The sequence below is a fragment of the Acinetobacter sp. FL genome, from assembly GCF_040744925.1.
GTDB classification, from domain to species: domain Bacteria; phylum Pseudomonadota; class Gammaproteobacteria; order Pseudomonadales; family Moraxellaceae; genus Acinetobacter; species Acinetobacter radioresistens.
On the sequence record NZ_CP160437.1, the window covers coordinates 1,043,078 to 1,067,586 of the forward strand.

At 36.6% G+C, this 24,509-nt stretch carries 16 protein-coding genes and 2 pseudogenes; 13 read left to right on the top strand and 5 right to left on the bottom strand.

All coding sequences use genetic code 11. The features are described from left to right. Positions 1–125 precede the first annotated feature (125 nt). The 3 genes from ABZP31_RS04730 (at position 126) to ABZP31_RS04740 (ending at position 7,831) form a co-directional block, all read left to right on the top strand. Entirely contained in the window at positions 126–995 is an 870-nt protein-coding gene (locus ABZP31_RS04730) for an McrB family protein (RefSeq protein ID WP_367156926.1), read from the top strand. Further along, positions 988–2,265, top strand: a complete 1,278-nt coding sequence (locus ABZP31_RS04735; protein WP_248134065.1) for an McrC family protein — start codon at positions 988–990, stop codon at positions 2,263–2,265. The genes ABZP31_RS04730 and ABZP31_RS04735 overlap by 8 nt, the downstream gene beginning before the upstream one ends. Positions 2,266–2,458: 193 nt before the next feature. Continuing rightward, on the top strand, positions 2,459–7,831 hold the full coding sequence (locus ABZP31_RS04740; protein WP_248134067.1) for a DUF4011 domain-containing protein: 5,373 nt from the start codon (positions 2,459–2,461) through the stop codon (positions 7,829–7,831). Between the two features lie 447 nt (positions 7,832–8,278). Here ABZP31_RS04740 and ABZP31_RS04745 read toward each other — a convergent pair whose 3' ends face one another. Beyond that, positions 8,279–8,716 (bottom strand): META domain-containing protein, encoded by a 438-nt coding sequence (locus tag ABZP31_RS04745; protein WP_248134069.1) that lies wholly within the window; start codon positions 8,714–8,716, stop codon positions 8,279–8,281. A 551-nt stretch (positions 8,717–9,267) separates the two neighbouring features. Between ABZP31_RS04745 and ABZP31_RS04750 the strand changes: the two genes are divergently transcribed. Beyond that, positions 9,268–9,480 (top strand): hypothetical protein, encoded by a 213-nt coding sequence (locus tag ABZP31_RS04750; RefSeq protein WP_005405128.1) that lies wholly within the window; start codon positions 9,268–9,270, stop codon positions 9,478–9,480. A gap of 893 nt (positions 9,481–10,373) precedes the next feature. Next, positions 10,374–10,556: pseudogene (locus ABZP31_RS04755) on the top strand (KGG domain-containing protein); the annotation flags it as partial. Between the two features lie 131 nt (positions 10,557–10,687). Here the strand turns inward: ABZP31_RS04755 and ABZP31_RS04760 are convergent. Continuing rightward, entirely contained in the window at positions 10,688–12,142 is a 1,455-nt protein-coding gene (locus ABZP31_RS04760; protein WP_248134071.1) for a SulP family inorganic anion transporter, read from the bottom strand. Between the two features lie 328 nt (positions 12,143–12,470). On the opposite strand from ABZP31_RS04760, the gene ABZP31_RS04765 reads away from it, so the two are divergent. From ABZP31_RS04765 to rnhB, 7 genes are all read left to right on the top strand, one after another. Then, positions 12,471–12,692, top strand: a complete 222-nt coding sequence (locus tag ABZP31_RS04765) for a hypothetical protein (RefSeq protein ID WP_248134074.1) — start codon at positions 12,471–12,473, stop codon at positions 12,690–12,692. Positions 12,693–13,173: 481 nt separating this feature from the next. Beyond that, positions 13,174–14,493 (top strand): NCS2 family permease, encoded by a 1,320-nt coding sequence (locus ABZP31_RS04770; RefSeq protein WP_005014984.1) that lies wholly within the window; start codon positions 13,174–13,176, stop codon positions 14,491–14,493. 73 nt (positions 14,494–14,566) lie between these two features. Further along, positions 14,567–15,565, top strand: coding sequence for an adenosine deaminase (locus ABZP31_RS04775; RefSeq protein WP_005406035.1), 999 nt, complete (start codon positions 14,567–14,569; stop codon positions 15,563–15,565). 142 nt (positions 15,566–15,707) lie between these two features. Continuing rightward, positions 15,708–16,463 carry a mannosyl-3-phosphoglycerate phosphatase gene (locus ABZP31_RS04780; protein WP_248134075.1) on the top strand — a complete coding sequence of 252 codons (756 nt, stop codon included), beginning with the start codon at positions 15,708–15,710 and terminating at the stop codon, positions 16,461–16,463. Between the two features lie 14 nt (positions 16,464–16,477). Beyond that, a complete protein-coding gene (locus tag ABZP31_RS04785; RefSeq protein ID WP_248134077.1) occupies positions 16,478–17,689 on the top strand; it encodes a glycosyl transferase in 1,212 nt (403 codons plus the stop codon). Between the two features lie 103 nt (positions 17,690–17,792). Further along, on the top strand, positions 17,793–18,173 hold the full coding sequence (locus ABZP31_RS04790) for a hypothetical protein (RefSeq protein WP_005025378.1): 381 nt from the start codon (positions 17,793–17,795) through the stop codon (positions 18,171–18,173). A gap of 61 nt (positions 18,174–18,234) precedes the next feature. Continuing rightward, positions 18,235–18,810 carry a ribonuclease HII gene (gene rnhB / locus ABZP31_RS04795; protein ID WP_005014975.1) on the top strand — a complete coding sequence of 192 codons (576 nt, stop codon included), beginning with the start codon at positions 18,235–18,237 and terminating at the stop codon, positions 18,808–18,810. Positions 18,811–18,821: 11 nt separating this feature from the next. On the opposite strand, the pseudogene ABZP31_RS04800 reads toward rnhB, so the two are convergent. The 3 genes and pseudogenes from ABZP31_RS04800 to alaS form a co-directional block, all read right to left on the bottom strand. Continuing rightward, a pseudogene (locus tag ABZP31_RS04800) lies at positions 18,822–18,917 on the bottom strand (carbon storage regulator); the annotation flags it as partial. A gap of 254 nt (positions 18,918–19,171) precedes the next feature. Continuing rightward, positions 19,172–20,452 carry an aspartate kinase gene (locus tag ABZP31_RS04805; protein WP_005014971.1) on the bottom strand — a complete coding sequence of 427 codons (1,281 nt, stop codon included), beginning with the start codon at positions 20,450–20,452 and terminating at the stop codon, positions 19,172–19,174. A gap of 65 nt (positions 20,453–20,517) precedes the next feature. After that, positions 20,518–23,211, bottom strand: a complete 2,694-nt coding sequence (gene alaS / locus ABZP31_RS04810) for an alanine--tRNA ligase (protein ID WP_248134078.1) — start codon at positions 23,209–23,211, stop codon at positions 20,518–20,520. 254 nt (positions 23,212–23,465) lie between these two features. Between alaS and ABZP31_RS04815 the strand changes: the two genes are divergently transcribed. Further along, positions 23,466–24,488 carry a type I glyceraldehyde-3-phosphate dehydrogenase gene (locus ABZP31_RS04815; RefSeq protein ID WP_005014969.1) on the top strand — a complete coding sequence of 341 codons (1,023 nt, stop codon included), beginning with the start codon at positions 23,466–23,468 and terminating at the stop codon, positions 24,486–24,488. Positions 24,489–24,509: the final 21 nt, after the last annotated feature.

Below are 24,509 nucleotides of genomic sequence, written 5' to 3' on the forward strand. Positions count from 1 at the left end.
TTTTAGTTGTTCAAACATGTGGGACCACCTCTAAGATTGCTACTCAATATTTTGGGAATAGTTTTATTCTGAAACTTCTAAATACTTACTATCCGGATAAATATTTTCCTATCAATAGTGAAAAGATGCTTGAGAATGCTCTGAAAATTTTCAAAATTGAATATAAGAACCTAAGTATTTTTGAAAAAAATAAAAAACTATATGAAATATATTTGACTAAGAAAACTGAGCTAAATAGTGGTCTAAGTGCATTTGAATTTTCACATTTGTTATCTTCAAATTTCAACTTAAAAGTAGGGACAGATGTCAATAAATCTGATGACTTGATTAGCCAGGGTGAATATCAGATTATACAGTTTCATCCAGCTTATTCTTATGAAGATTTTGTTAGAGGAATAGTCGCTGAAACATTAAAAAATGGAAATATAAATTACAAAGTAGAAAATAAGGTTTTAGCAGAATTTGCACAAAATGCGCTAGAAAACCCAAGTTGTAATTTTGTACTTATTATTGATGAAATCAATAGGGCTAATCTGCCATCAGTATTAGGTGAATTAATCTATGCTTTAGAGTATAGGGGAGAACCTGTAAATTCTATGTATGAATGCGGGGAGTATGGACGAGAAATTATTCTACCTGAAAACCTTTATATTATTGGAACAATGAATACGGCAGATCGCTCTGTAGGGCATATCGATTATGCAATTAGAAGACGGTTTGCATTTGTTAATGTTATACCAACAGATACTGTGATAGAGCATCATAAGGCTAAGGAACTTTTTAATAAGGTAAAAGAACTTTTTGTTCAGGAATATCTGTCACCTGATTTTCAACAAGATGATGTATTAATTGGGCATAGTTACTTCTTAGCCAAAGATGAAGATGAATTAAAAGTTAAGTTAAAATACGAAATTAAACCAATTTTAAGGGAATACTTAAAAGATGGAGTTTTACAAGAATCTGTGGCTCAAAAAATTGAAGAGTTAAATGTCTGAAATAGATTTATATCAAGGTTTCGAGCATTCATATTTTGATCTTTCAAAAGATGATGCTTCGTTATTTAAGTCAGTTTTATTTAATCAAGAACCTGACGAAAAGTGTCTGGAGTTGGTAAATGAGCAAGATGTAATAAAGTTAAAATGCAATTATTACATAGGTGTAGATTGGATAGCTCAAGGTAAAAGGGCAATCTTTGTTTCTCCTAAAATTAATACAGAATCACAAGAAACAGATTTTTTAAAAATGTTATTTTCTTGTATGAAACATCCAGATATAGCGAAGTATACGAATGAGTTATATCAGATTAAATCTAATGATCCTTATATACCAATAAATCAGAAACAAGATCTAATAACTCCTTTGTTGATAATTAGTTATTTAAATATACTTAAGTTAATTGTTAGAAAAGGTTTGAAAAAGTCTTACTACAAAGTTGAAAAAAATCTGTCTTCAAGGATTAAAGGAAAAGTAATTGTTTCTAAAACATTGAAGGAAAATGTTTTAAAGAATAAATTAACTCAAACGATATGTAACTATGAAGAGTTTGGTGTTAATTGTCTTGAAAATAAAATATTGAAGTATGCCTTAAAATTTGCAGAGAAATACTTATGTACCTATCCAAAGTTTTCGAGCTATTTGTTACCTATCATAAATTTTTGTACTCCTGCATTTCATGAAGTAGATGTATTAGATGTAGATGTTCACAGCATAAAGAAAGTGAAAACTAATAAGTTCTTTAAGGAATATAAAGAGGCACTAAATCTTGCTGAAATGATTCTTAAAAGATTCGGATATAACTTAAAAGAGATAGATAAACTGACTGTAAGAGTGCCACCATTTTGGATTGATATGCCTAAGTTGTTTGAACTTTATGTTCTAGGATTGTTGAAGGATCGTTATGGATCTAAAATTCAATTTCAGGCTAAAGGTAATTATGGCGAACCAGATTTTTTACTAAATGCAGAAAATGAAAAGATAATTATTGATACAAAATATAAGCGTATCTATCAAGGAAATGAGTCAAGTAAAAGTAGATTCAATTCAGATGATATTCGTCAAATCTGTGGATATGCTAGGGATAAGAAAATTCTAAGTAAATTAGGGTATGAAACGACCGAATTACAGAACGTTTTAGTGGATTGTTTGATTATATATCCTGATCAGAACGCATCTGAAGAGTTGCCATTGAGCATTAAGCAATCTGAGATTGAACAGTTTATTCAATTCTATAAAATGGCTATAAAGCTGCCGACTCTAAGTGAGTAATGGTATTCCATTATTGGAATAACAGAAGTTAATTTTGTTTTAAGCTATTGTTTTTGTTTAATATTATAAGATTTTTGGTTGAAGGAAAATTGTACGTATTAAGGTATGGTTGACTGTTAAATTAATTTGTGAATTGATATTATACAATAAGGGAAAAGATAACTGCTTTAAAATTAGAGGTTTTTAGAATTATATGAACGAAGCTACATCAACATTTGCATATGATTCTTTAGAGTCAATTCGTAAAAGGCTCTTGGATACAAGCTCAAGAAATGCACTTTTAAATTATAAGTTTCCACGAGGTAAGTGCATTCAGTTCATTGAAACTACACCAAACTTTATATTCAAAGCTTTAAATGATAAAAAAATAATAGATTTAATCCCAATTCCTAAGCCAACTGAATTGGAGATCAGAAATTACTATGGAGATGTAAACAAGAATAGTGGGCGCTCTAAAGAGCAAGAACCGAGTGTAGAGGCTTGGGCAAAGCATTTAGGTTTTCAAACTAATTTTGAGTTAATTCAGTCAGATTCAATATCTTCATCTGACATGATGACCCAAAATGATGATTTACAGAGCTTGCTTTATCCCCAAGACCTAGAAGCACGTGTTAAATACATAAGACAACAAGCAGAATCCTTTATAAATGAAACAGGTTCTAATGTTCTTTATATTGCGATTGGCTTTCTAGAGTGGAATGAAAGTAAAGATTCAAACCTGAAACGTTTAGCACCATTATTTACTTTACCTGTCAAAATTGAGAAAAAAGCTAAAGCAAAACAAGGTGGATATGATAATTTTGAATTAGCAATGTTAGATGAAGGAATTCTTAGTAATATTACATTACATGAGAAATTAAAAAATGAATTTGGTCTAGAACTTCCTTTAATTGATGAAGAAATTACTCCAGATGAATATTTTGATTTGATTGAAAAAAATATACTTAAGCATCAAATAGGCTGGAGTATTAAACGAAAAGTATGCATGTGTTTACTGAATTTCACAAAGCAAGCTATGTATCAGGACTTAGATCCTATGAATTGGCCTGTAGGTTATTCAATTGAGGACCATCCCGTATTACAGCAATTATTTTCAAAAGTTGCGAAAGAAAGCCAATCTCATAGTTTTGATTCTGAATATGAAATTGATAATTTAGAAGATATTCACGAAAAATTCCCAATTATTTATGATGCGGATAGCTCTCAACATAGTGCTTTAATTGATGCAGTAAAAGGGGAAAATCTAGTTATTGAGGGACCACCTGGATCAGGAAAATCGCAGACAATTACCAACTTGATCGCAGCAGCAATTAATGATGGCAAGAAAGTCCTCTTTGTTGCTGAGAAAATGGCAGCATTAAACGTGGTAAAAGATAGACTTGATAAAGCAGGCTTAGGTGGGTTCTGTTTAGAATTACATAGCCATAAATCAAATAAGTTAAAAATATTACAAGATTTAATTGATCAACATTGTAAATTTAATATATATACGAAGCCACAACAAATAGAAGTTACAAAGAAAAAATTAGAATCTAGTAAATTTTACTTGAACCAGTATGTAAAAGTTATTAATAAAGAATGGGGTAAAACAAAGCTCACAGCAAATGAAATTTTAACAAAGGCAACATACTTTAAAAGGTATTTAAATATAAGTCCAGAAGATGTACTAATTACTGATCTTGATTTAATGAAATTAAATCAAGAACAAATTCATAGTTATCTAGATCTTGCTAACTTATTAGAAAAATCATTCTTTCAGACGTGTGATCAATGTCTAGATAATAAAATTGATAAGCATTATTGGTATGGTATCAATAAGTTAAATTTAATTGACTCTGAAAAGGAGGAGATAATTAAGTCTCTTAAGGAGTGGAATTTTGAGTTAAAAGAAATTCAAAAATTATTATTGGAGAATTTTTTTGTTAATGATGCCAATTCTGATCTGGTTGAAAAAATTGTCTATGAATCAAGTAAGATTCCTAGTTATGATATTGAAATTTCTTATCATCAGATTAAAGAAATAATTGATAAGAGGGAAGTGTTATCTGAATATATTAATTTATATGAGAGAACAAATAGTAATTACTTGAATCTTGTAGAAATATTTGATCAAAACTACTTGGATAATTTAGATGATTTTCAATTTAATTCTATAAAGAAAATTATTAATGATAGTAATGTAGTAAATAAAAACATCACTTTATCTGATATTGAAGGATCAATAAGTAAATTAGAAGAGATTAAGGATAGTCTTTTAAGTTTGAAGCCTGATCTTGAGTTGATTGAAAACAACATTCCTCATGAGTTTAAGGGGGTATTTGGATATTCTGAAAATAATTTTAAAGAAATTGAGATATTGGTAGCTCATCTAAAAAATTTACCACTTGAACTGTTGAATAGACGAAGTGAAATTTTTGAAGAATCCAGTTTTGATCAATTTATAGCAAGTTTTGAGCCAATATTTAATCAAATACAAATCAATTATCCTGACTGTCAAAAATTGTATGAAATCGAGAACTTACCTAGTTTAGAAGATTTAGAAATAAATTATAAAAATGTCTGTATCGGTGGTTTTTTTAAATATTTTACAAGACGTTGGTGGAAAGCTAAAAAATTTATAATTGGTGTTGGTAAAAATTCAAATACTCCTTTCATTCAGTTACAGAAGGAGTTCCCTAAGTTAATAATTTTTAAAAAGGATATGGATGCTTCTGATCAATTAATTAAAAAATACAATATTTCTGGAAATATTTATGAGGGAGTTAATACACCTCTAGCGGATATAAAACTATTACGTAATTGGTATAAAGGTATTCGAAATGAGTATGGCGTTGGTTTTGATGATCGTGTAAAAATTGGTTCTGCGATTCTAAGGCTAGAAAGTCACATATTTAAATCAATGATTGAGGAATATGATCGTAAAGTTTTTCCAAAGATAAAACCGCTTAAAAATTTATTCAATGAATTTAGATGTTTATATGGAGATAAAATTAAACACTTAGATAATCTTCATGAGGTTTTAGATAGTGAAAGTGAAATTTATACTACTTTAAATGTTCTTAAGGATTTAAAAGCTAATTTTAGCGTATCTATTAAAGAAAAAAATATTTCATTAGCAAAAATTGAACATGAGTTGAATTCATTTGATTTGTATAGTGCAGAGTTATCTAAGCTAAATTCAATTAAAGAAGATTATCCTGAGTTATATCAAGAATGGAAATTTGATGCATTAAAGGGTGAGGTGGATACTCTTGAGTTAAATCGTGCTAGAAAAACGAGTAATTTATTAAATGTAATTGCTGAATTAGATGATATTTTAAGAGAGAAGTTTAGTGAAATTAATGATGAGGCTCTCTATCTTAAGTTAAAAAATATTTTGGATGAGATTTGTGTTCACTCAAATAATGAAAAACTAAGTAAATCGAAATTTATGGATTGTTCAAAAGTTGAAGAGGCTTGGACTGATCAGATAAAGGACTCCTTTTCTAGCGTCATACAAAGAAATGAATTGGCTTTAAGTAAAGAGGATTGGTTATTTACATGGAGTAATTATTATACAATCAAAAATAAAGCTGAAAATTTAGGACTCAATAATATAATTAAAATGCTAGAGCAAGGTAGATTGAATGGTTCTGATACTGCCGATGTGGTACAGCTCTCTTTATATAGTTCTTTGGCAAAATATATTATCAATTCTGATATTGTACTTCAGAAATATAATGGTATAGAACTATCAACAACAGTAGAGAATTACCAAAAGTATGATAATCAATTAGTGGTTTTACAAAGAAAACAAATTGCTAGTAATGCTGCATCTGTTTCTGTCCCACGTGGTTTGGCTTCTGGAAGGGTTTCTGATCTGACTGAACTTTCATTAATTCAAAAAGAGGCATCTAAAAAAACGAGGCATATACCAATTCGTTCCCTCTTAGAGAGGGCACCTAATGCAATTCAAGCATTGAAGCCGTGTTTCATGATGAGTCCGATGTCTGTAGCTCAGTATTTAAAACCAGGTTTATTTGACTTTGATTTGGTAGTCATGGACGAGGCTTCCCAAATTTTGCCAGAAGATGCAATTGGTGCATTGGCTAGAGGAAAAAGTGCGATTATTGTCGGTGATCCTAAACAGTTACCCCCAACAAGTTTTTTCAGTACTTCAATTAACCTAGATGAGGCAAATGAAGATGAATTGGTTGGTGTGGAGGATGCTGAAAGTATTTTGGATTCAGTCTCTATGTTTAAAAAGAGACGGTTACGTTGGCATTACCGTTCACGTCATCAGTCTTTGATTGCATTTTCTAATAAGCACTTTTATGACTCTGATCTTGTATTATTTCCATCACCTATTCAAAGCTCTCCTGAACTTGGGATTCGTTTTAAGAAAGTATTAGGAACTTTTAATTCGGGTCGTAACTATGAAGAAGCACAATTTGTTGTTGATGAAGTGTGTGAACTGATTTTGCAAGATAAAGATGAATCTATTGGAATTGTTGCTATGAATAGTCAACAAAGAGATGAAATAGAGCATCAATTAGAGCTTCGATTATCGCAATCGACTTTCTTGCAAGAGCTTTATGATAAGAAAATGAAGTCGCATGAACCTATATTTATTAAGAATTTAGAAAATGTACAAGGTGATGAACGCGATGTAATTGTTATTTCTATGACATATGGTCCATCACAGATTGGTGGTAAGGTTTTCCAAAGATTTGGTCCTATTAACCAAGCATCAGGTTGGAGACGTTTAAATGTTCTCTTTACACGCTCTAAAAAGCGAATGCATATAATTTCTTCGATGAGTTCATCCGATATCTTATCCTCAGAATCAAGCAGTAAAGGGGTATCTGCTTTGAAAGCATTTTTACGTTATTGTGAAACAGGTTTTCTGCACGAGGAGAAAGCTACTGGTAAAGCACCAGATAGTGATTTCGAAATTGCAGTTATGAAGGCTCTAGCAGATCATGGATATGATTGTGAGCCACAATTAGGCGTAGCTGGTTATTTCTTAGATCTTGCTGTAAAAAATCCAGATAATCCTGGTGAGTATTTAATGGCTGTTGAATGTGATGGTGCAACTTATCATTCAGCTAAATCTAGTAGAGATCGTGATCGTTTGCGCCAGCAAATTTTAGAAAGTTTAGGTTGGAATATACATAGAATTTGGTCAACAGATTGGTTTAAAAATTCGCAGGAACAAATGCAAATTTTATTAGAAAAATTGCAAAGAATTAAACCTGTTATTAAAAACCATAATATTGATTCGGAGATTGTATTGGCTAAAGAGCCAACTAAAAGCCAATATTCACTCGATTTTGATGCTGTGACTGAAGATTTAATAGAAATTGTTGAAGCTGGTGACTTAGTAAAATACATAGATAGTAGGCACCCTGATAAAACAGTGCATGTAACTATTTCAAATAACATAAACAGTTTCCATGAAGGTATAACGCATAGTAATAGCCCTTTAGGTACGGCGTTATTAGGGTTAACAATCGATGAAAGCAGGACTCTAAATTTACCCAGTGGTGAAGTGAGTATAACTGTAAAAGAAATTGTTAAGTCTTAAGATAGAAAATTGAACGATTAAACTTTCATTCTTTTTGATGATATGGTGGATTAGAAGCAAATTTGTCGTAAGTGAAAGTTTTTAAATCATGTACTTTTATTTGGTTAAATTGGAGCTTAGTTAATTTTAAGCTCCTTTTTTAATTAGCATTAGATTATTAAAAAATCATCAATTTTAATTTAAATTAGGGACTTTATTTTGTATCACTGTATGTATCACAATTTAGAACTTTTTATAAAAAACCTTATAATCAATTGCTTATGTGTATGTTTGGTAGAGGATATGCCTACCAAATATGACACCTTATGGTGTAAAGGTTTCAAGGAAATACAAGTACTTGAAGCCTTTTTTAATATCTGGCCTTCATAAAATAAAACATTTTTAATTTTATATGCGCTGTCATAGATATAGAACGTAAAAAAGTCCTCATAGTGAGGACTTTTTATATTAACGCTGAGTTTTAAATTCAAGCACTGTATTCTTGTTGCTGTCCATCAGTTTTAGCTCAGTTTCACTCACCTTATATTCAGTAACCTGATTCAAAGCATTAGTAAATTTATCTGGTAAATTTGTAGGGCTTAAACACGCTCTTCGTGTTTTGGCTATTTCTGAGAAAGTAATTTGTGTACCTTTCACTGCATAGCCTCCCATAAGACGGTTACAGCCATCAGTTCCGCTAAGTTGAGTATTATCAAAAATTAAACTTGGAACATCAGATTGCTGAGGATCAGCCTTATATTTTACATCATTGATCTGAGTTACTATCCATGTCTTGTTTTGTAATAAAGCCAAGTTGCGGTCAGTAGATGGGTTGTTCATAGTAGCACAACCGGCAAAAGCTAAAGTGGATGCAATGCTAGAGGCTATAAAAAGTTGTTTTATCAATTTTTTCTCCTATAAAACTTTAAATTATATTCTTAGATTAACTACTACAGCATAGAACAAATTTAACTAAGTACAGAGGTAAATTACTTTTTATCAATACTTTATTAATAAAAATAACATAGATAATATTTTTTATATAAGAAGTTAATAAAATTATATTATTAAATTTGAAAGATTTATAATTTTAAAAAATTAAAAGATAAATAATAAGATTTTCTTTAAAAATATTAAAATTAAATTCTAATTAAAAAATGGAAAAATTATTTATCTATGAATATAAATTATATAGTTATTATATTCTTTATTACCAAATTAAAAAAATTTTTTGATCATAAAAACCTATAATTATTTCTAATAAGCTTGTTATTTTAGAAAGCTGTGCTAAGATATAAAACTTAATGAAGGCAAACCTCATACGATGCCACTCCCATTTTTCAAGATTTTCTTGAGATTTTGTAGTTATTAAAATTAAAACAATTTTATTTTAATTAAATAATTGTTCGAAAACTGCTCTAAAGAGTTTACTAAAGTTTATTGTATTGGTGTATATATTGAAATATCCAAATTTTCGTACCGCGAAATCTATCGACGGTGATATTATTCATGTTCAGATTATAGCTTCAGAGAGAAAACAAAATATTTCTGGCGGCTTTAAATGGGTAAAAGTAGGTGAAAAAGTTCTACTTGATTCCGGAAGAGAGATTAATTTTAATCTGGATGGCCAAAGCTTTTACGTTGCGCCTAATCAGATGTACCGGTTATAAATATTAAGCTCACTTTAGTGGGCTTTTTTATTTGCTAAGAATTGATAATTTCAATAAATTATAAATTTTTAGAAGAGGAATAATAAGAATTAATGTAAAGAATTTAAAATTAGAAAAATTTAGTTTCTAGAAAGCAGAAGCATAAAGAGAGTAGATTAATTAAATTGGTAAGATAAATTTAAAATTAGACTTTATTTGAAAAATTAACCAGTTAAGCAAATTCAGTTTTTTTAATTTTTACTATTGGGCTAATTGCTTAATTTATATGCGAATATTAATTAAATTATACTAACTATAACATGTATTAACACTTATTCTTAAAGATGTAACTCTATTTGAGTTTAAGTTTGGTTAAAATTATTTCCACTATATTAACAATTGTACAAAAGAATAAAGCTACTCTAGAGGCCTGTTTTCAACCCCAGAAAACAGGCCTTTTTTTATAAAAATTATTCTGGAGTTATGAGTTCATATGATGTTTAAAATAAAGTAAAAAATTATTTAAATGTAAACTTATAATAATTAAAAACAGGTAGAATATACATTAAAATAAATGAAGCATTGATATTAAAGTAGTTATAAGTATGTCTAAATTTATATCCTAGAAGAATGATTATATAAGTATATTGAAGTCACACCTATGAATACCTAACTCAAATGCTTTAAATAAAACTCATCCTTAGTTATAACAAAACTTATTGCTGACTCCCTTATAGTGAAGATGTTCGTTTGATAACGACCAACCTGAAACCAACTCAATATTTGTTATGAGGTGTGAAATGGCTAATCAAGATAATAAACGCGACAATAACCAGCGCCAGCAACAGGGCAGCAATAATCAACAACAGCAAAGTGGCAGTAATAATCAGAAACAGCAAGGTGGTGGCGGCCAAAATAGTCGTCAGCAAAGTCAACAAAGTGGCAATAACAGCTCAGGACGCGGCTTTGCTAGTATGGATGCAGATAAACAGCGCGAAATCGCTAGTAAAGGTGGTAAAGCAGCCCATGAAAGTGGTAATGCACATGAGTTTACCTCAGAGGAAGCTCGTGAAGCAGGCTCACAAAGCCACAAAAATGATAGATAATTATCAAGGACTTTAATTTTATTAAGAAGTCTTTAGATAATTTTCTAAAAGGAAAGGGTTGCTTGGAGCAACCCTTTCCTTGTACTTCTGATATATAATTTGGTATGAATCGGATGAGGGTGTCAGATCTTGGCCTGAGTTCCATATTTATCGATCATGATTGAACTTGCTTCATTTAAGCCAATTACTTCACAGGAAGTACCGCGCTCGGTAAATTTTTTGATAACGGAATCCAGCATAGCTACAGAGGTTACATCCCAAATATGGGAATGGGTAAGATCAATAATTACTTTTTCCACCTGTTCATTAAAATTAAAACTCTGGTAAAAACGTTCGGATGAACTGAAAAAGATCTGTCCCACCAAGCTGTAAATTCGGACACCTTCCTTTAAAGTAGATTCAACTCGAATATCATTTTCCAGTTTGTTGGCTAAAAACAGTGCAGAGAGCAACACACCAGTCAGTACGCCCAAAGCCAAGTTATGAGTGGCAACTACGACCACCACAGTTGCGATCATTACACTGTTGCTACTCTTCGGGTTTTTATGAAACTGTATGACTGATTGCCAGTTAAATGTGCTAATTGAAACCATAATCATGACTGCCACTAAAGCTGCCATTGGTATTAACTTAAGCCAGTCACTGATAAATACCACCAGAATTAAAAGAAATATCCCTGCACAGAAAGTCGATAAACGTTGTCGACCGCCAGATTTCACATTAATCATTGACTGTCCAATCATGGCACAGCCAGCCATACCCCCCATAAAGCCGGTAACAATATTTGCAATACCTTGTCCTTTACATTCTTGATGCTTATCACTTGAAGTATCAGTCATTTCATCCACAATACTGGCAGTCATCATTGACTCTAAAAGGCCTACTGCAGCCAGAGCAATAGAATAAGGCAAAATAATTCTGAGCGTTTCAAAGTTAAGCGGAATGTCTGGTATAAGAAATACGGGCAGACTATCAGGTAAATTACCCATATCGCCTACAGTACGTATATCACTATTCAACCAGATTGAAAGCAGGCTAATCACGACAATACACACCAACGGGGAAGGTAACCAGCTGCCAAGTCTTGGAACATAGGGAAATAGATAGATAATACTGAGGCCTACAGCAACAAATAGATAAACCTGCCAGCTGACATTGATGAGTTCAGGTAATTGAGCCATAAAAATTAAAATGGCGAGGGCATTTACAAATCCAATCACCACAGATTTAGATACAAAACGCATCAACTTGGCCAGTTTGAGGTAACCAGCCAGTATCTGGATGATGCCAGTCAGTATGGTAGCCGCAAGCAGGTACTGTAATCCATGCTCTTTAACCAGAGTAACCATAACTAAAGCCATAGCTCCAGTTGCAGCTGAAATCATGGCAGGTCTGCCCCCTACAATGGCAATTACTACTGCCATAGAAAATGAAGCATATAAACCGACTTGCGGATCGACTCCGGCAATAATTGAAAAGGCAATTGCCTCGGGAATAAGTGCCAGACCTACTACCAGTCCAGCCAGCACATCAGCACGAATGTTTGAAAACCACTGTTCACGGAAAGAAGACAACATAAAGAAAGCCCGTATTTTTATTGGAACAGGCGAGTGAGGTGACAATATTGTGAAAAAGACATAATTACGCCACACCACTAACCTTTAATATAGCAATGAGAAATTACTTCTAGGAAATGAGTAATCAGGGTGGCGTAAGAAACATAGAAAATAGTAAGAAGGTTTAGATTATAGGGCACCGAGAATAACACGTTTCAAGTTCTTAGAAAATTGGTGCTGATCTTATCGGCCATAGTGTTAAAAGAAATTCAGTTTTAAAATGCATGAAGCATTATGCTTTTGATAAAATTACATCAAGATTTTTCGATAACAACTAAAGATAAGAGATATGAAAACAGTTATAACGGTAATCGCAGCAGTTACAGTCGTCTCGGTAGGCTATATAACCTATCATACTATTCAGCAAAAGCGTCAGCAGGAGATCAAGCAGGTCATCCAGGAAGCACAGAGCTCTTTAGAGCAGGCTCAGCACAACCCGCATCATCTCGAACGGAGTACTTTCCCGGTGTTTGATACTGCAGGGAAATCCGTTCAGACTGAAAAAATGTAGAGATTTTTATACTTTTTTGGGGTTAACGGGAGAGAAAATAAAAAACTTGCAAGTTTATTTAAAATTAAGCGCCTGATTTTAAATATTTTAAAAACAGTAAGTGTTCCAAATTAATCTAAGAAGATTAAACCTGATAATCAAAAATAAAATCAGTGTGTTATAATCTGGCCGAAAAAATTTAGCGGGTAGATTTAAGTTAACACTTTTTTTTACAGGTTAGATGAAAAAGCTGCATAAGATGATGCAGCTTTTTTGTTTGCCTCGCCTATTAGTGGCACTCATCAAGTGTTTAGTAAGTTTGGGCTCAGGTGCAGCTTGAAGATGGGAAGTAATTAGGATGGCATAGGTCTTGCTGTTTTATCCAGAATTACTTGCACAATATCTGATTTTGATGCATTTAAATTTTATAGCAGTGTGGTGATTTGAGGCTTTTCAGGCCGAGGATTCAATCGCAAAGATCTTAATTCTCAGGGGCGATGTAATGACAACTCCCAATACCTCAGCCGGTATGCTTGAGCGCTTGTTCAAGCTCAGCGAAAATAAAACCAGTTTTAGAACAGAAGTTCTAGCAGGTGTAACCACATTCTTGACAATGTGTTACATCATTATTGTTAATCCAATGATTTTATCCGAAACCGGAATGGATCATGGAGCTGTCTTTGTCGCAACCTGTCTTGCAGCCGCAATTGGCTGTCTGGTTATGGGAATTGTGGCCAATTATCCAATTGCCCTTGCACCAGGTATGGGACTAAATGCCTATTTTACTTATTCAGTGTGTTTAGGGATGGGAGTGCCTTGGCAAACGGCACTAGCTGCGGTATTTGTTTCAGGTCTGGTATTTATTGCTATCAGTATGTTCAAAATCCGTGAGGCAATCGTCAATGCCATTCCCATGTCATTAAAACTGGCGATTGGCGGCGGTATTGGGCTGTTTTTAGCCTTGGTCGCGCTCAAGAATGCCGGCATTATTGTAGATAATCCGGCTACTTTGGTAGGGCTGGGCGATATCAAACAGCCAACAGTTTTACTGGCCCTGTTAGGTTTCTTTCTTATTGTGATCATGCATCATTTTAAGGTCCGTGGTGCAATCATTCTCAGTATTCTGGTCGTAACTGCAATTGCAACTGCTTTAGGCCTGAATGAATTTAAAGGTATAGTAGGCGCGGTGCCATCATTGGCTCCAACATTGTTACAAATGGACTTTGAGGGCCTGTTTACGGCCAGTCTGGTAGGGGTGATTTTTGTATTCTTCCTGGTTGACCTGTTTGACTCTACCGGTACTCTTGTAGGGGTTTCTCATCGTGCTGGCCTGCTTAAAGATGGCAAGTTACCACGCTTGAAGAAAGCATTATTTGCTGACTCTACTGCCATTGTAGCTGGGGCCGCACTAGGCACTTCATCTACTACGCCTTATATTGAATCTGCATCGGGTGTGGCTGCAGGCGGCCGTACTGGCTTAACTGCTGTTGTCGTCGGTTTCATGTTTCTGGCGTGCTTGTTCCTGGCACCGTTAGCCCAGTCTGTACCGGGTTTCGCGACAGCGCCGGCTTTATTGTTTGTTGGGGTATTAATGATCCAGGGTATTACCCATATTGAATGGGATGATATTACTGAAGCGGTTCCTGCTTTCCTGACTATCGTTTTCATGCCTTTTACCTATTCAATTGCTGATGGTATTGCTATGGGCTTTATCAGCTATGCACTGGTGAAGCTTTTTACAGGCAAAGCAAGTACGGTTCCTTACATGGTATGGATCATTGCCGTGTTATGGGTAATCAAATTTGTTGCTTTTGGTGGCTAATTTTTATACATCATTCAGGGTGTAAACGGAAGTTTGCACCCTTTTTATTTATTGCGAATTCCAAGGAGAGACCATGAGTCATACTGAACTCATTCGTGCTTTACCTAAAGCTGAACTGCATGTACATATTGAAGGGACGTTTGAGCCTGAACTCATGTTTGAAATTGCACAGCGTAATCAGATTGATATTCCTTATAAGTCTGTAGAAGAGGTAAGACAGGCATATAATTTCCATAACCTGCAGTCATTTCTTGATATTTATTATGCAGGGGCAAATGTACTCATTCATGAACAGGATTTCTATGACCTAGCTTGGGCATATTTTAAAAAATGTGCTGAAGATCATGTAGTACACACTGAAATATTCTTTGACCCGCAAACTCATACAGATCGTGGCATAGCATTTGAAACAGTTCTGAATGGTTTGCAACGTGCCTGTGATGATGCAAAAGCAAAATTGGGTATCAGCTCATACCTTATTATGTGTTTTTTACGCCATTTAAGTGAAGAAGCAGCATTGAAAACTCTGGAGCAGGCACTTCCTTATAAGAATCAGATTATTGCAGTAGGCCTGGATTCAAGTGAAGTCGGCCATCCACCAGCCAAATTTACCCGGGTTTTTGCCAAAGCTCGCGAAGCAGGCTTTTTGGTGGTTGCACATGCGGGTGAAGAAGGTCCACCAGAATATGTTTGGGAGGCTTTAGACCTGTTAAAGGTTAACCGGATTGATCATGGTGTGCGTTCTGAGGAAGATCCGGTTCTCATGCAGCGGCTGATTCAGGAAAAAATGCCTCTTACAGTTTGTCCGCTGAGTAATCTGAAACTTTGTGTAGTGGATGATATGCAGCAGCATAATATTCACCGTCTGTTACAGCAGGGCGTTAAAGTAACAGTAAATTCAGATGATCCATCCTATTTTGGTGGTTATATGAATGATAATTTCTTTGCTATTCAAAAAGCACTAAATTTGTCTGAAGCTGAACTTAAACAGTTAGCGATTAATTCTTTTGAGGCGGCTTTTATAGACAATACTGAAAAGCAATCATGGATTAAGAAAATTCAGGCTCTGTAATCAATTAAGATAAAATCAATAGGTTTACTCTATGTAGGCCTGTTGATTTATTGTTATAAAAAGTAAGCTGAAAAAAATAGTGATAAAAGCCTTATATGATCAGGAAACAAATATGCAATTTAACTGATCAATCTTATTTATTATGCCTGATTATCTTATTTTTACAGATTTAGATGGAACACTATTAGGCCACGATACTTATACTTATATGGAAAATCTGGAGCTAATCAGACAGCTTAAAAGACGTTACCCCATTATTTTATGCAGCAGTAAAACCGCATTAGAAATTAAAGATTTACAAAAAAAATTAGGTTTAGTGGATATGCCGTTTGTTGCAGAAAACGGGGCATATATATATTTTAATTCTTTCTATCAGTTTCAGAGTCCGGTCAGGCAGGCAGCCATTACTGAAGCATTACAACAACTCCGTATACAGTACCATTTGAATTTTCAGCTTTTTAGTGAAAATATATCCCAGCAGATTGCTGAGTTAACCGGATTAAGCTTAGCTGAATCATGTCAAGCCCTACAACGGCTTTATAGTGAAGTGATTATCTGGGGTAGCAATCCACAATATGAACAGCAAATTATTGCCCGGCACTTGGCCAAAAACTTGCATATAGTACATGGCGGGCGCTTCAGTCATATATTGAGTACAGCATGTGATAAATCTATAGCAGTACGCTGGCTACAGCAATTTTATCCAGCTGAAGCTGTCCGGATTGGCTTGGGAGACAGTGAGAATGATATTGATATGCTAAAAGCCTGTGAGCATGCTGTGGTTGTAAAGCGTCCTTATAAACCGGTCCTTCAATTCGCACATAACTCCGTCTACTACACTCAGAAAATGGCTCCAGCAGGCTGGAAAGAAGGTCTTGAATACTTTTTACAACAATAAATGGAGAGAAAATAATGGTCGATTTTGCACAAGAAGGTATGATTACAACAATTCATGATCTAAAGCAGCGCCAGCTGGAAGATTATGAAAATGAATTGCGTGAATTTACTAAATATAGACCGGTTACCTTAGTTTTACCTTCACTTTATTCTGAGCTGGAGCGCCCTGCACTTACTAAAATTGTGCAGGAATTGAAAGAAGCTGATTATATCCAGCAGATTATCATTGGACTGGATCAAGCTAATCCTGAACAATTTAAGCATGCCAAGCAGTTTTTTTCCGAGCTACCTCAGCCGCATACTATTTTATGGAACGACGGACCGCGTTTACAGAAAATCCATCAGCATCTTGAAGAATTAAAAGTTGCACCTTCGCAACGTGGAAAAGGCCGTAACGTCTGGTACTGTGCTGGCTATGCACTAGCTGAAAGTAATAGTAAGGTCGTGGCACTCCATGACTGTGATATCAGTACATATCAGCGTGATATGCTGGTGCGGTTAATTTATCCTATGGTTCATCCACAGTTTAATTTCCAGTTCTCTAAAGGATATTATGCCCGCGTAGCTGAGCATAAAATGAATGGCAGGGTATCCCGTCTGCTGGTTTCTCCACTCTTACTTGCACTCAAGAAAGTCTTTGGCCCACTGGATTATCTGCTTTATCTTTCAGCCTTCCGTTATCCACTTTCAGGCGAAATGGCAATTCATCTGGATGCATTACGTGATTTAAAAGTTTCAGGTGACTGGGGGCTGGAAATTGGAGTTCTTTCTGAAATCTATCGTAATTATTCTACCAAACGGATCTGTCAGGTAGATATTGCTGACCGCTATGAACATAAGCATCGAAATGTAGTGAATTCAAATGGAGAGGGTGGCTTGAAGCGTATGAGCCGTGATATTGCTCTAGCACTTTTTCGTAAACTTGCCACGCTGGGCGTTCCAGTTAGCCTAGATAATATCCGGATTCTTCGTGCAACTTATTATCGAAATGCTTTAGATATGATTGATCACTATTATTATGATGCAATAACCAATGGTTTACATTATGACCGGCATAGTGAAGAAAATACGGTTGAACTTTTTGCCCAGAGTATTGTTGAGGCGGGAGAGCAGTTTATGAATTTTCCGAATCAGCAGTCGTTTATTCCAAGCTGGAACCGTGTACATTCAGCTTGTCCAAGTATTTATAAGGATATTAAACAGGCAGTAGCGCTCGATAATATGTGATTTGAAGATTCTTTAGGCAGTTATTTACATTTAACAGTGTTGAGATACTTCATAATCTTTAAAATTGGTCCAAAATTTATATATACACTGATAAAGGATAAACATGAAGAAATCTATATATGTACTGGCACCTTTAGCCTTAATTTTATCGGCGTGTACAACTTCAGGAATAGAGCAATCGGCCAATACCACCACAACTACACAGCAATTAGGAGCAGCTGCCATTAAAGTGGCGGTAAATGCAAAATGTAATACTGAACTAAACAACCAGCCCGCTTGGCAAAATATAACTAAGGTAATGACAGCTGAGCAGAAACAGGCAGTTCAGGCCGATATTTGTGGTTGTGTGAGTGATAAGGCTCCACAAAATATAACAACTGTGGATCTGGCTACAGCAGCGATTGATCCGGCTGCACGTACCGCCATCATAACCAATGCAGTCACTAAAACAATTAATGCATGTGTAGCAGAAGTTTTAAATTAAGTTTTTTCAGTATTGAGCAGGATGATACAATCAGCCTGCTTTTTTATGAGTAAATAGTTTGATGAAAATCGCAGGTGTAGATGAAGCAGGGCGTGGACCATTGGTAGGTGCTGTCGTGGCAGCTGCAGTCATTCTCGATCCAGCTCGTCCAATCGAAGGTTTGAATGATTCCAAAAAACTGACAGAAAAAAAACGTGAAAAGCTTTTTGTCGAAATTCAGGAAAAAGCTTTGGCTTGGTACATTGCAGAAGCAAGTGCTACTGAAATTGATGAAATAAATATCTTGCAGGCTTCATTACTGGCAATGCGCCGTGCTGTGGAAGGTTTATCAATTCAACCGGATAAAGTGCTGGTCGATGGTAATAAAGAACCTGCCGGCCTACAGATGAGCTGTGAAGCTGTAGTAGGAGGGGATGCTTTATACCAGGAAATTTCGGCCGCAAGTATTCTGGCTAAAGTAGCACGTGACCGGCAAATGGTCTTACTAGATCAACGTTACCCACATTACGGTTTTGCCAAACATAAAGGTTATCCGACCAAAGCTCATTTTGAGGCAATTGGTATACATGGTGTAATTGATGAGCATCGGCGTAGCTATGCGCCGGTTAAGAAGGTCTTGGCTTTGTTAAATGAGTAATAATTTTATCTAATACGGACCTGGTTGCCCTTTACTCCAAGTACAGTAACACTGACTTGGTCCCCAATCATTAATGTTTCTCCGACGCGACGGGTCAGAATCAGCATGTTTATCTCCTTGCTAAACGCTAAACCTGCAAAAGCTCTAATCAAAAAAGCGAAAAGTCACAACCTTGGTATCAGAGAAAATTTTAACAGGATTATATGACAAATTAGGTAGCTGAATAAATTCTACTAAAATTTTCCAATAACCTTAATCGGTAATATAACAGAGCCACTATAGAAAAAACTATAGTGGCTTTGATTTTTTATTCTTATTCTCTGAAAGAACAGTATAACTATTGTTCTTTCAGAAAAGGCACTTAAGCGCGAACGCTGGATTCACCATGCTCGCGGTCTAGACCAAACGTAGTGTGTAAAGAGCGTACAGCCAGCTCCAGATAGTTCTCTTCAATGATGACAGAGATCTTAATTTCAGATGTAGAAATCATCAGAATATTGATGCCTTCTTCAGCCAGGCCAGTAAACATTTTGCTTGCCACGCCTGCATGGGAACGCATGCCAACACCGACAATAGAAACTTTGACGATATCATCACGAGTAGCAACTTCACGCGCACCAATCGCTTTAGCTGTTTCTTCAAGAATAGCTTTTGCTTTAGCCAGCTCACCACGGTTAACAGTGAAGGTGAAATCCGTAGTTCCATCTTCTTCAACATTCTGGATAATCATGTCGACTTCGATATTGGCTGCACCAATCGGAGACAGAATTTTAGATGCAATACCTGGCTCGTCAGGAACCCCTAGAATAGTCAGTTTTGCTTCGTCACGGTTAAACGCGATACCTGAGATGATTGGCTGTTCCATGTTATCTTCCGCTTCTGTAGTGATGAGTGTGCCCACGTTCTTTTTGAATTCTTCGTCAAATGCGCCATCTTCGTCATTGTCAAAACTTGATAATACGCGCAAAGGAACCTGATATTTACCTGCAAATTCTACAGAGCGGATTTGCAGTACTTTTGAACCAAGAGAGGCCATTTCCAGCATTTCTTCAAAAGAAATACGGTCAATTTTTTTAGCTTTTGGAGCAACACGGGGATCAGTGGTATAGACACCATCAACATCGGTGTAAATCTGGCATTCATCTGCTTTTAGTGCTGCAGCAAGTGCAACACCAGTTGTATCTGAGCCGCCACGACCAAGCGTTGTGGTATTGCCCAGTTCGTCTACACCCTGAAAGCCGGCAACCACGATCACACGACCTGCATCGAGGTGTTGGGTCATAACGTCAGTGTCAATTGATTCGATACGTGCCTTGGTGAATGCGCTATCGGTTTTAATGCCAACCTGGCGTCCGGTCAATGATTTAGCGTCAACGCCAATAGAGTTCAGCGCCATTGCTAACATGGAAATCGTTACCTGTTCACCCGTAGAAACCATCTGGTCAAGTTCGCGTGGGTCAGGATTTTCGGTAATGGCTTTCGCGAGAGCAAGTAAGCGGTTAGTTTCACCACTCATTGCTGACACTACTACCACTACCTTGTGGCCGTGCTCATGCCAGCGCTTCACACGACGAGCAACATTTAAAATGCGCTCGGGGGTACCCATAGAAGTACCGCCATATTTTTGAACGATTAATGCCATAGTTGTTCCATATAAGCCATGACCCCGATTTCACCGATCAGGGTCAGTTACACAAAAAGTGAAGTTTATTTTGCTTCAAGCCAAGCAGTTAAATCTGCTATGACCTGTTCAAACTTCTCGTTAAGTGGCGCGCCACCTTGTGCCAAGTCAGGTTTACCTCCACCTTTGCCACCGAGTTCAGTTGCAAGATGTTTAATGATGTCACCTGCCTTGATAGATGAAGTGAAGTCTTTTGCTACAGATGCAATCAGGCTGACTTTGTCGCCTTCTACACCTGCAAGTACAATCACTGCATGGTCTAGTTTAGACTTGGTACTGTCGTGCAGGTTACGAAGAGATTTCGCATCCATACCCTGAACAGTGGTGATCAGTGTAGAACGACCTGCCACAGTCTGAACTTGGCTTAAAAGTTCAGCTGCCTGGAAGTTTGCCAACTTTTGGTTGAGCTGTTCAATCTGCTTCTGTAATGCGGATACATTTTCAACCGCAGTTTGAACACGCTCTACAGTTTGATCTTTTTGTGCTTTTAACAAGCTGTTAATCTGATGAATATCAGAATCTGCCTTTTGAACCAGCTCAAGCGCTTTCGTACCTGTCACTGCTTCAATACGTCGAATACCTGCGGCCACACCACTTTCAGAAGTGATTTTAAATAGACCAATATCACCTGTACGTTTAACATGAATACCACCACAGAGCTCAACTGAGAAGTTTTTCTCTTCAATAATCGAACCCATAGATAACACACGTACTTCACTGCCATATTTCTCGCCAAACAGCATCATTGCACCTTTGGTTTTGGCAGTTTCTATATCCAGCAGTTCGGTAGTCACAGCAGTATTTGCAATAACTTCAGCATTAACAAGACGTTCGATTTGTTGAAGCTGCTCGAAAGTGACAGGCTGGTCATTGGCAAAGTCAAAACGCAAAATGTCGGAAGCAACCAGAGAGCCTTTTTGCTGTACATGCGAACCCAGAATCTGGCGAAGCGCAGCATGCAACAAATGTGTTGCTGAGTGATTACGCGCAGTTGCTGCACGAAGTTCTGCTTTCACGGTTGCTTCTACATTTTGAGTAACTTTTAGGTTACCCATCGTCACGATGCCCTGGTGAACAAAAGCATTGCCAGATTTTTTAGTGTCCTGAACTTCAAAAATACCTGTTTCATTTTTGAAGATACCTGTATCACCAATCTGGCCGCCACTTTCTGCATAAAATGGCGTCTGGTTTAATACGATTAAAGCTTCGTCACCTTCAGTGACTTCATCGACTAGAGTCCCATCTTTATAGATGGCAATAATCTGACCCTGACCTTCAGTGGCATCATAGCCACTGAACTCGGTTTCATCTTCAACTTTAACAATGCTGTTATAGTCCACTGCAAACTTGCCTGCTTCACGCGCACGTTGACGCTGGGCAGCCATTTCTTTTTCAAAACCTGCCTCATCAATACTCAAGTCACGTTCACGTGCGATATCCGCTGTCAAGTCAACCGGGAAGCCATAAGTATCGTAAAGTTTAAATACAATTTCACCTGGAATTATTGAGCCTTTTAGCTGATTCAATTCACCTTCAAGAAGTTTTAAACCTTGCTCGAGTGTTTTTGCAAATTGCTCTTCTTCTCTGATCAGTGCAGCTTCGATACGTGCTTTATTGGCTTCAAGTTCCGGATAAGCTGTACCCATTACTTCAATTAGCGGCTGTAGCATTTTATAGAAGAATGTACCTGTTGCGCCGAGTTTGTTTCCATGACGTACAGCACGACGGATAATACGGCGAAGAACATAACCACGGCCTTCATTAGACGGGTTAACACCGTCAGCAATCAGGAAACAGCAAGAGCGGGCATGATCTGCAACTACTTTTAAAGAAGCCGGGTACTGAACAGGCGTATTTTTTTCTTTAGCTTCGGCTTCAAGTGAAGCGGTATCTACACCAATAATTTCGGCAGCAGCTTTAAGTAAGTGCTGAAACAGGTCAATTTCATAGTTTGAATTAACATGCTGTAAAACTGCGGAAATACGTTCAAGTCCCATACCGGTATCCACAGAAGGTGCCGGAAGTGCATGTAAAACTCCGTCAGCAGTACGGTTAAACTGCATGAAAACGTTGTTCCATATTTCAATAAAGCGATCACCATCTTCTTCAGGAGTGCCTGGCAGTCCGCCCCAAATATGGTCACCGTGGTCATAGAAAATTTCAGAACATGGACCACATGGACCTGTATCACCCATTGCCCAGAAATTATCCGAAGCGTATTTTTCACCTTTGTTATCACCAATACGGATAATGCGCTCGGCATCCAGACCAATTTCCTTGTTCCAGATATCAAAAGCTTCATCATCAGTATGATAAACCGTTGCATATAAACGGTCTTTAGGAAGTGCCAGCCATTGCTCGCTGGTTAAGAATTCCCAGGCAAACTTGATGGCATCACGCTTAAAATAATCACCAAAAGAAAAGTTACCCAGCATTTCAAAGAAAGTATGGTGGCGGGCTGTGTAGCCTACATTGTCGAGGTCATTATGTTTGCCGCCAGCACGTACACATTTCTGGCTAGAGACTGCTCGTACATAATCGCGTTTTTCCGCACCTAAAAAGCAGTCTTTAAACTGGTTCATGCCTGCGTTGGTGAAAAGCAGGGTAGGATCATTGGCGGGTACTAGTGAACTTGACGCGACACGTGTATGCCCTTGCGATTCAAAGTAACGCAAAAATGCTTCACGAACTTCAGCTGATGTCATAAAACGAGTACTCACAACCAAGTCACTCCTTAGTCTTAATTTGGTTAGGCACATCTAATTCTAAGGTCAAAAGGTGACAGCTTAGTGATTGATGTAAAGGTAAAACTTTAAAAAAACGCCAAATTATACCGGAAAATATAAGGGGCACCAACGCTTTTACCATCAAAATAGCGATAAAACCAGGATTATTCAAAAATGCTGTGTCCAAGTACAAGCTGGATGTTTTAACATAGGCATTGTTCTTTTACTGGGTAAAACAAGGATCTGTCATGCAGCGAGTGGCCATCAATGGTTTTGGGCGTATCGGTCGAAATGTACTGCGTGCCTGGTTTGAAAACCCGAAAGCCTTTAATTTTGATATTGTAGCCATTAACGATATTGCTGATGTAGAAACTCTGGTTCATCTGTTCAGGTATGATACTACTCACGGCCGTTTTGCTGGGAATGTAGAAATATCACAGAAAAATGAACAGATTGTGCTAAATATTTCTGCCGGTACAAAAACACTCAATGTGCGTGTATTAAATATCGCGGAACCGGCAGCGCTTCCATGGCAGCAGCTTAATGTTGATGTTGTACTGGAATGTACCGGACTATTCCGTTCACGTGAGGCGGCTACCCGACATATTAAGGCTGGTGCGAAACGCGTTATTATAGGTGCTGCACCTTTTGACACGGTGGATGCTGCAATTGTATATGGGGTGAATCACCATGAAATTAAAGCCAGTGACCAGATTATCTCTAGCGTGTCTTGTACCACCCAGGCTTTAGTACCACTCGTCAAGATTATTGATGACGCATTTGGCATAGATACAGCCATGATGACCGAGATTCATGCCGTCACTGCAGACCAGACCGTACTGGATAAAGCTCATCGCGATCTGCGTCGTGCCCGGGCATCAGGTCAGAATATTATTCCTACTACATCTAGTGCATTGGGGGCCTTAAAACGGGTTATGCCCAAAATGGAAAACCGGATTGAGGGCTATTCGATTCGTGTACCTACAATTAATGTCGCGGCTATTGATCTGACCTTTATTTCGCATACGCCTATTACAGTACATAAAATTAATGAAGTATTAATCAAATCCGCGCAATATGATTATGCCCAGATTATGGCGGTGACCGATGAGCCTCTGGTGTCAAGTGATTTTAACCATTCACCTTATTCATTAATTGTCGATCTATCACAGACTCTGGTGGTCGGGCACCAGGCCAAAGTATTTGCCTGGTATGATAACGAGTGGGGATATGCCAACCGTTTGCTGGATTTATGCCAGTCTTTTGAATAACAGATATATAGGATGAATTGA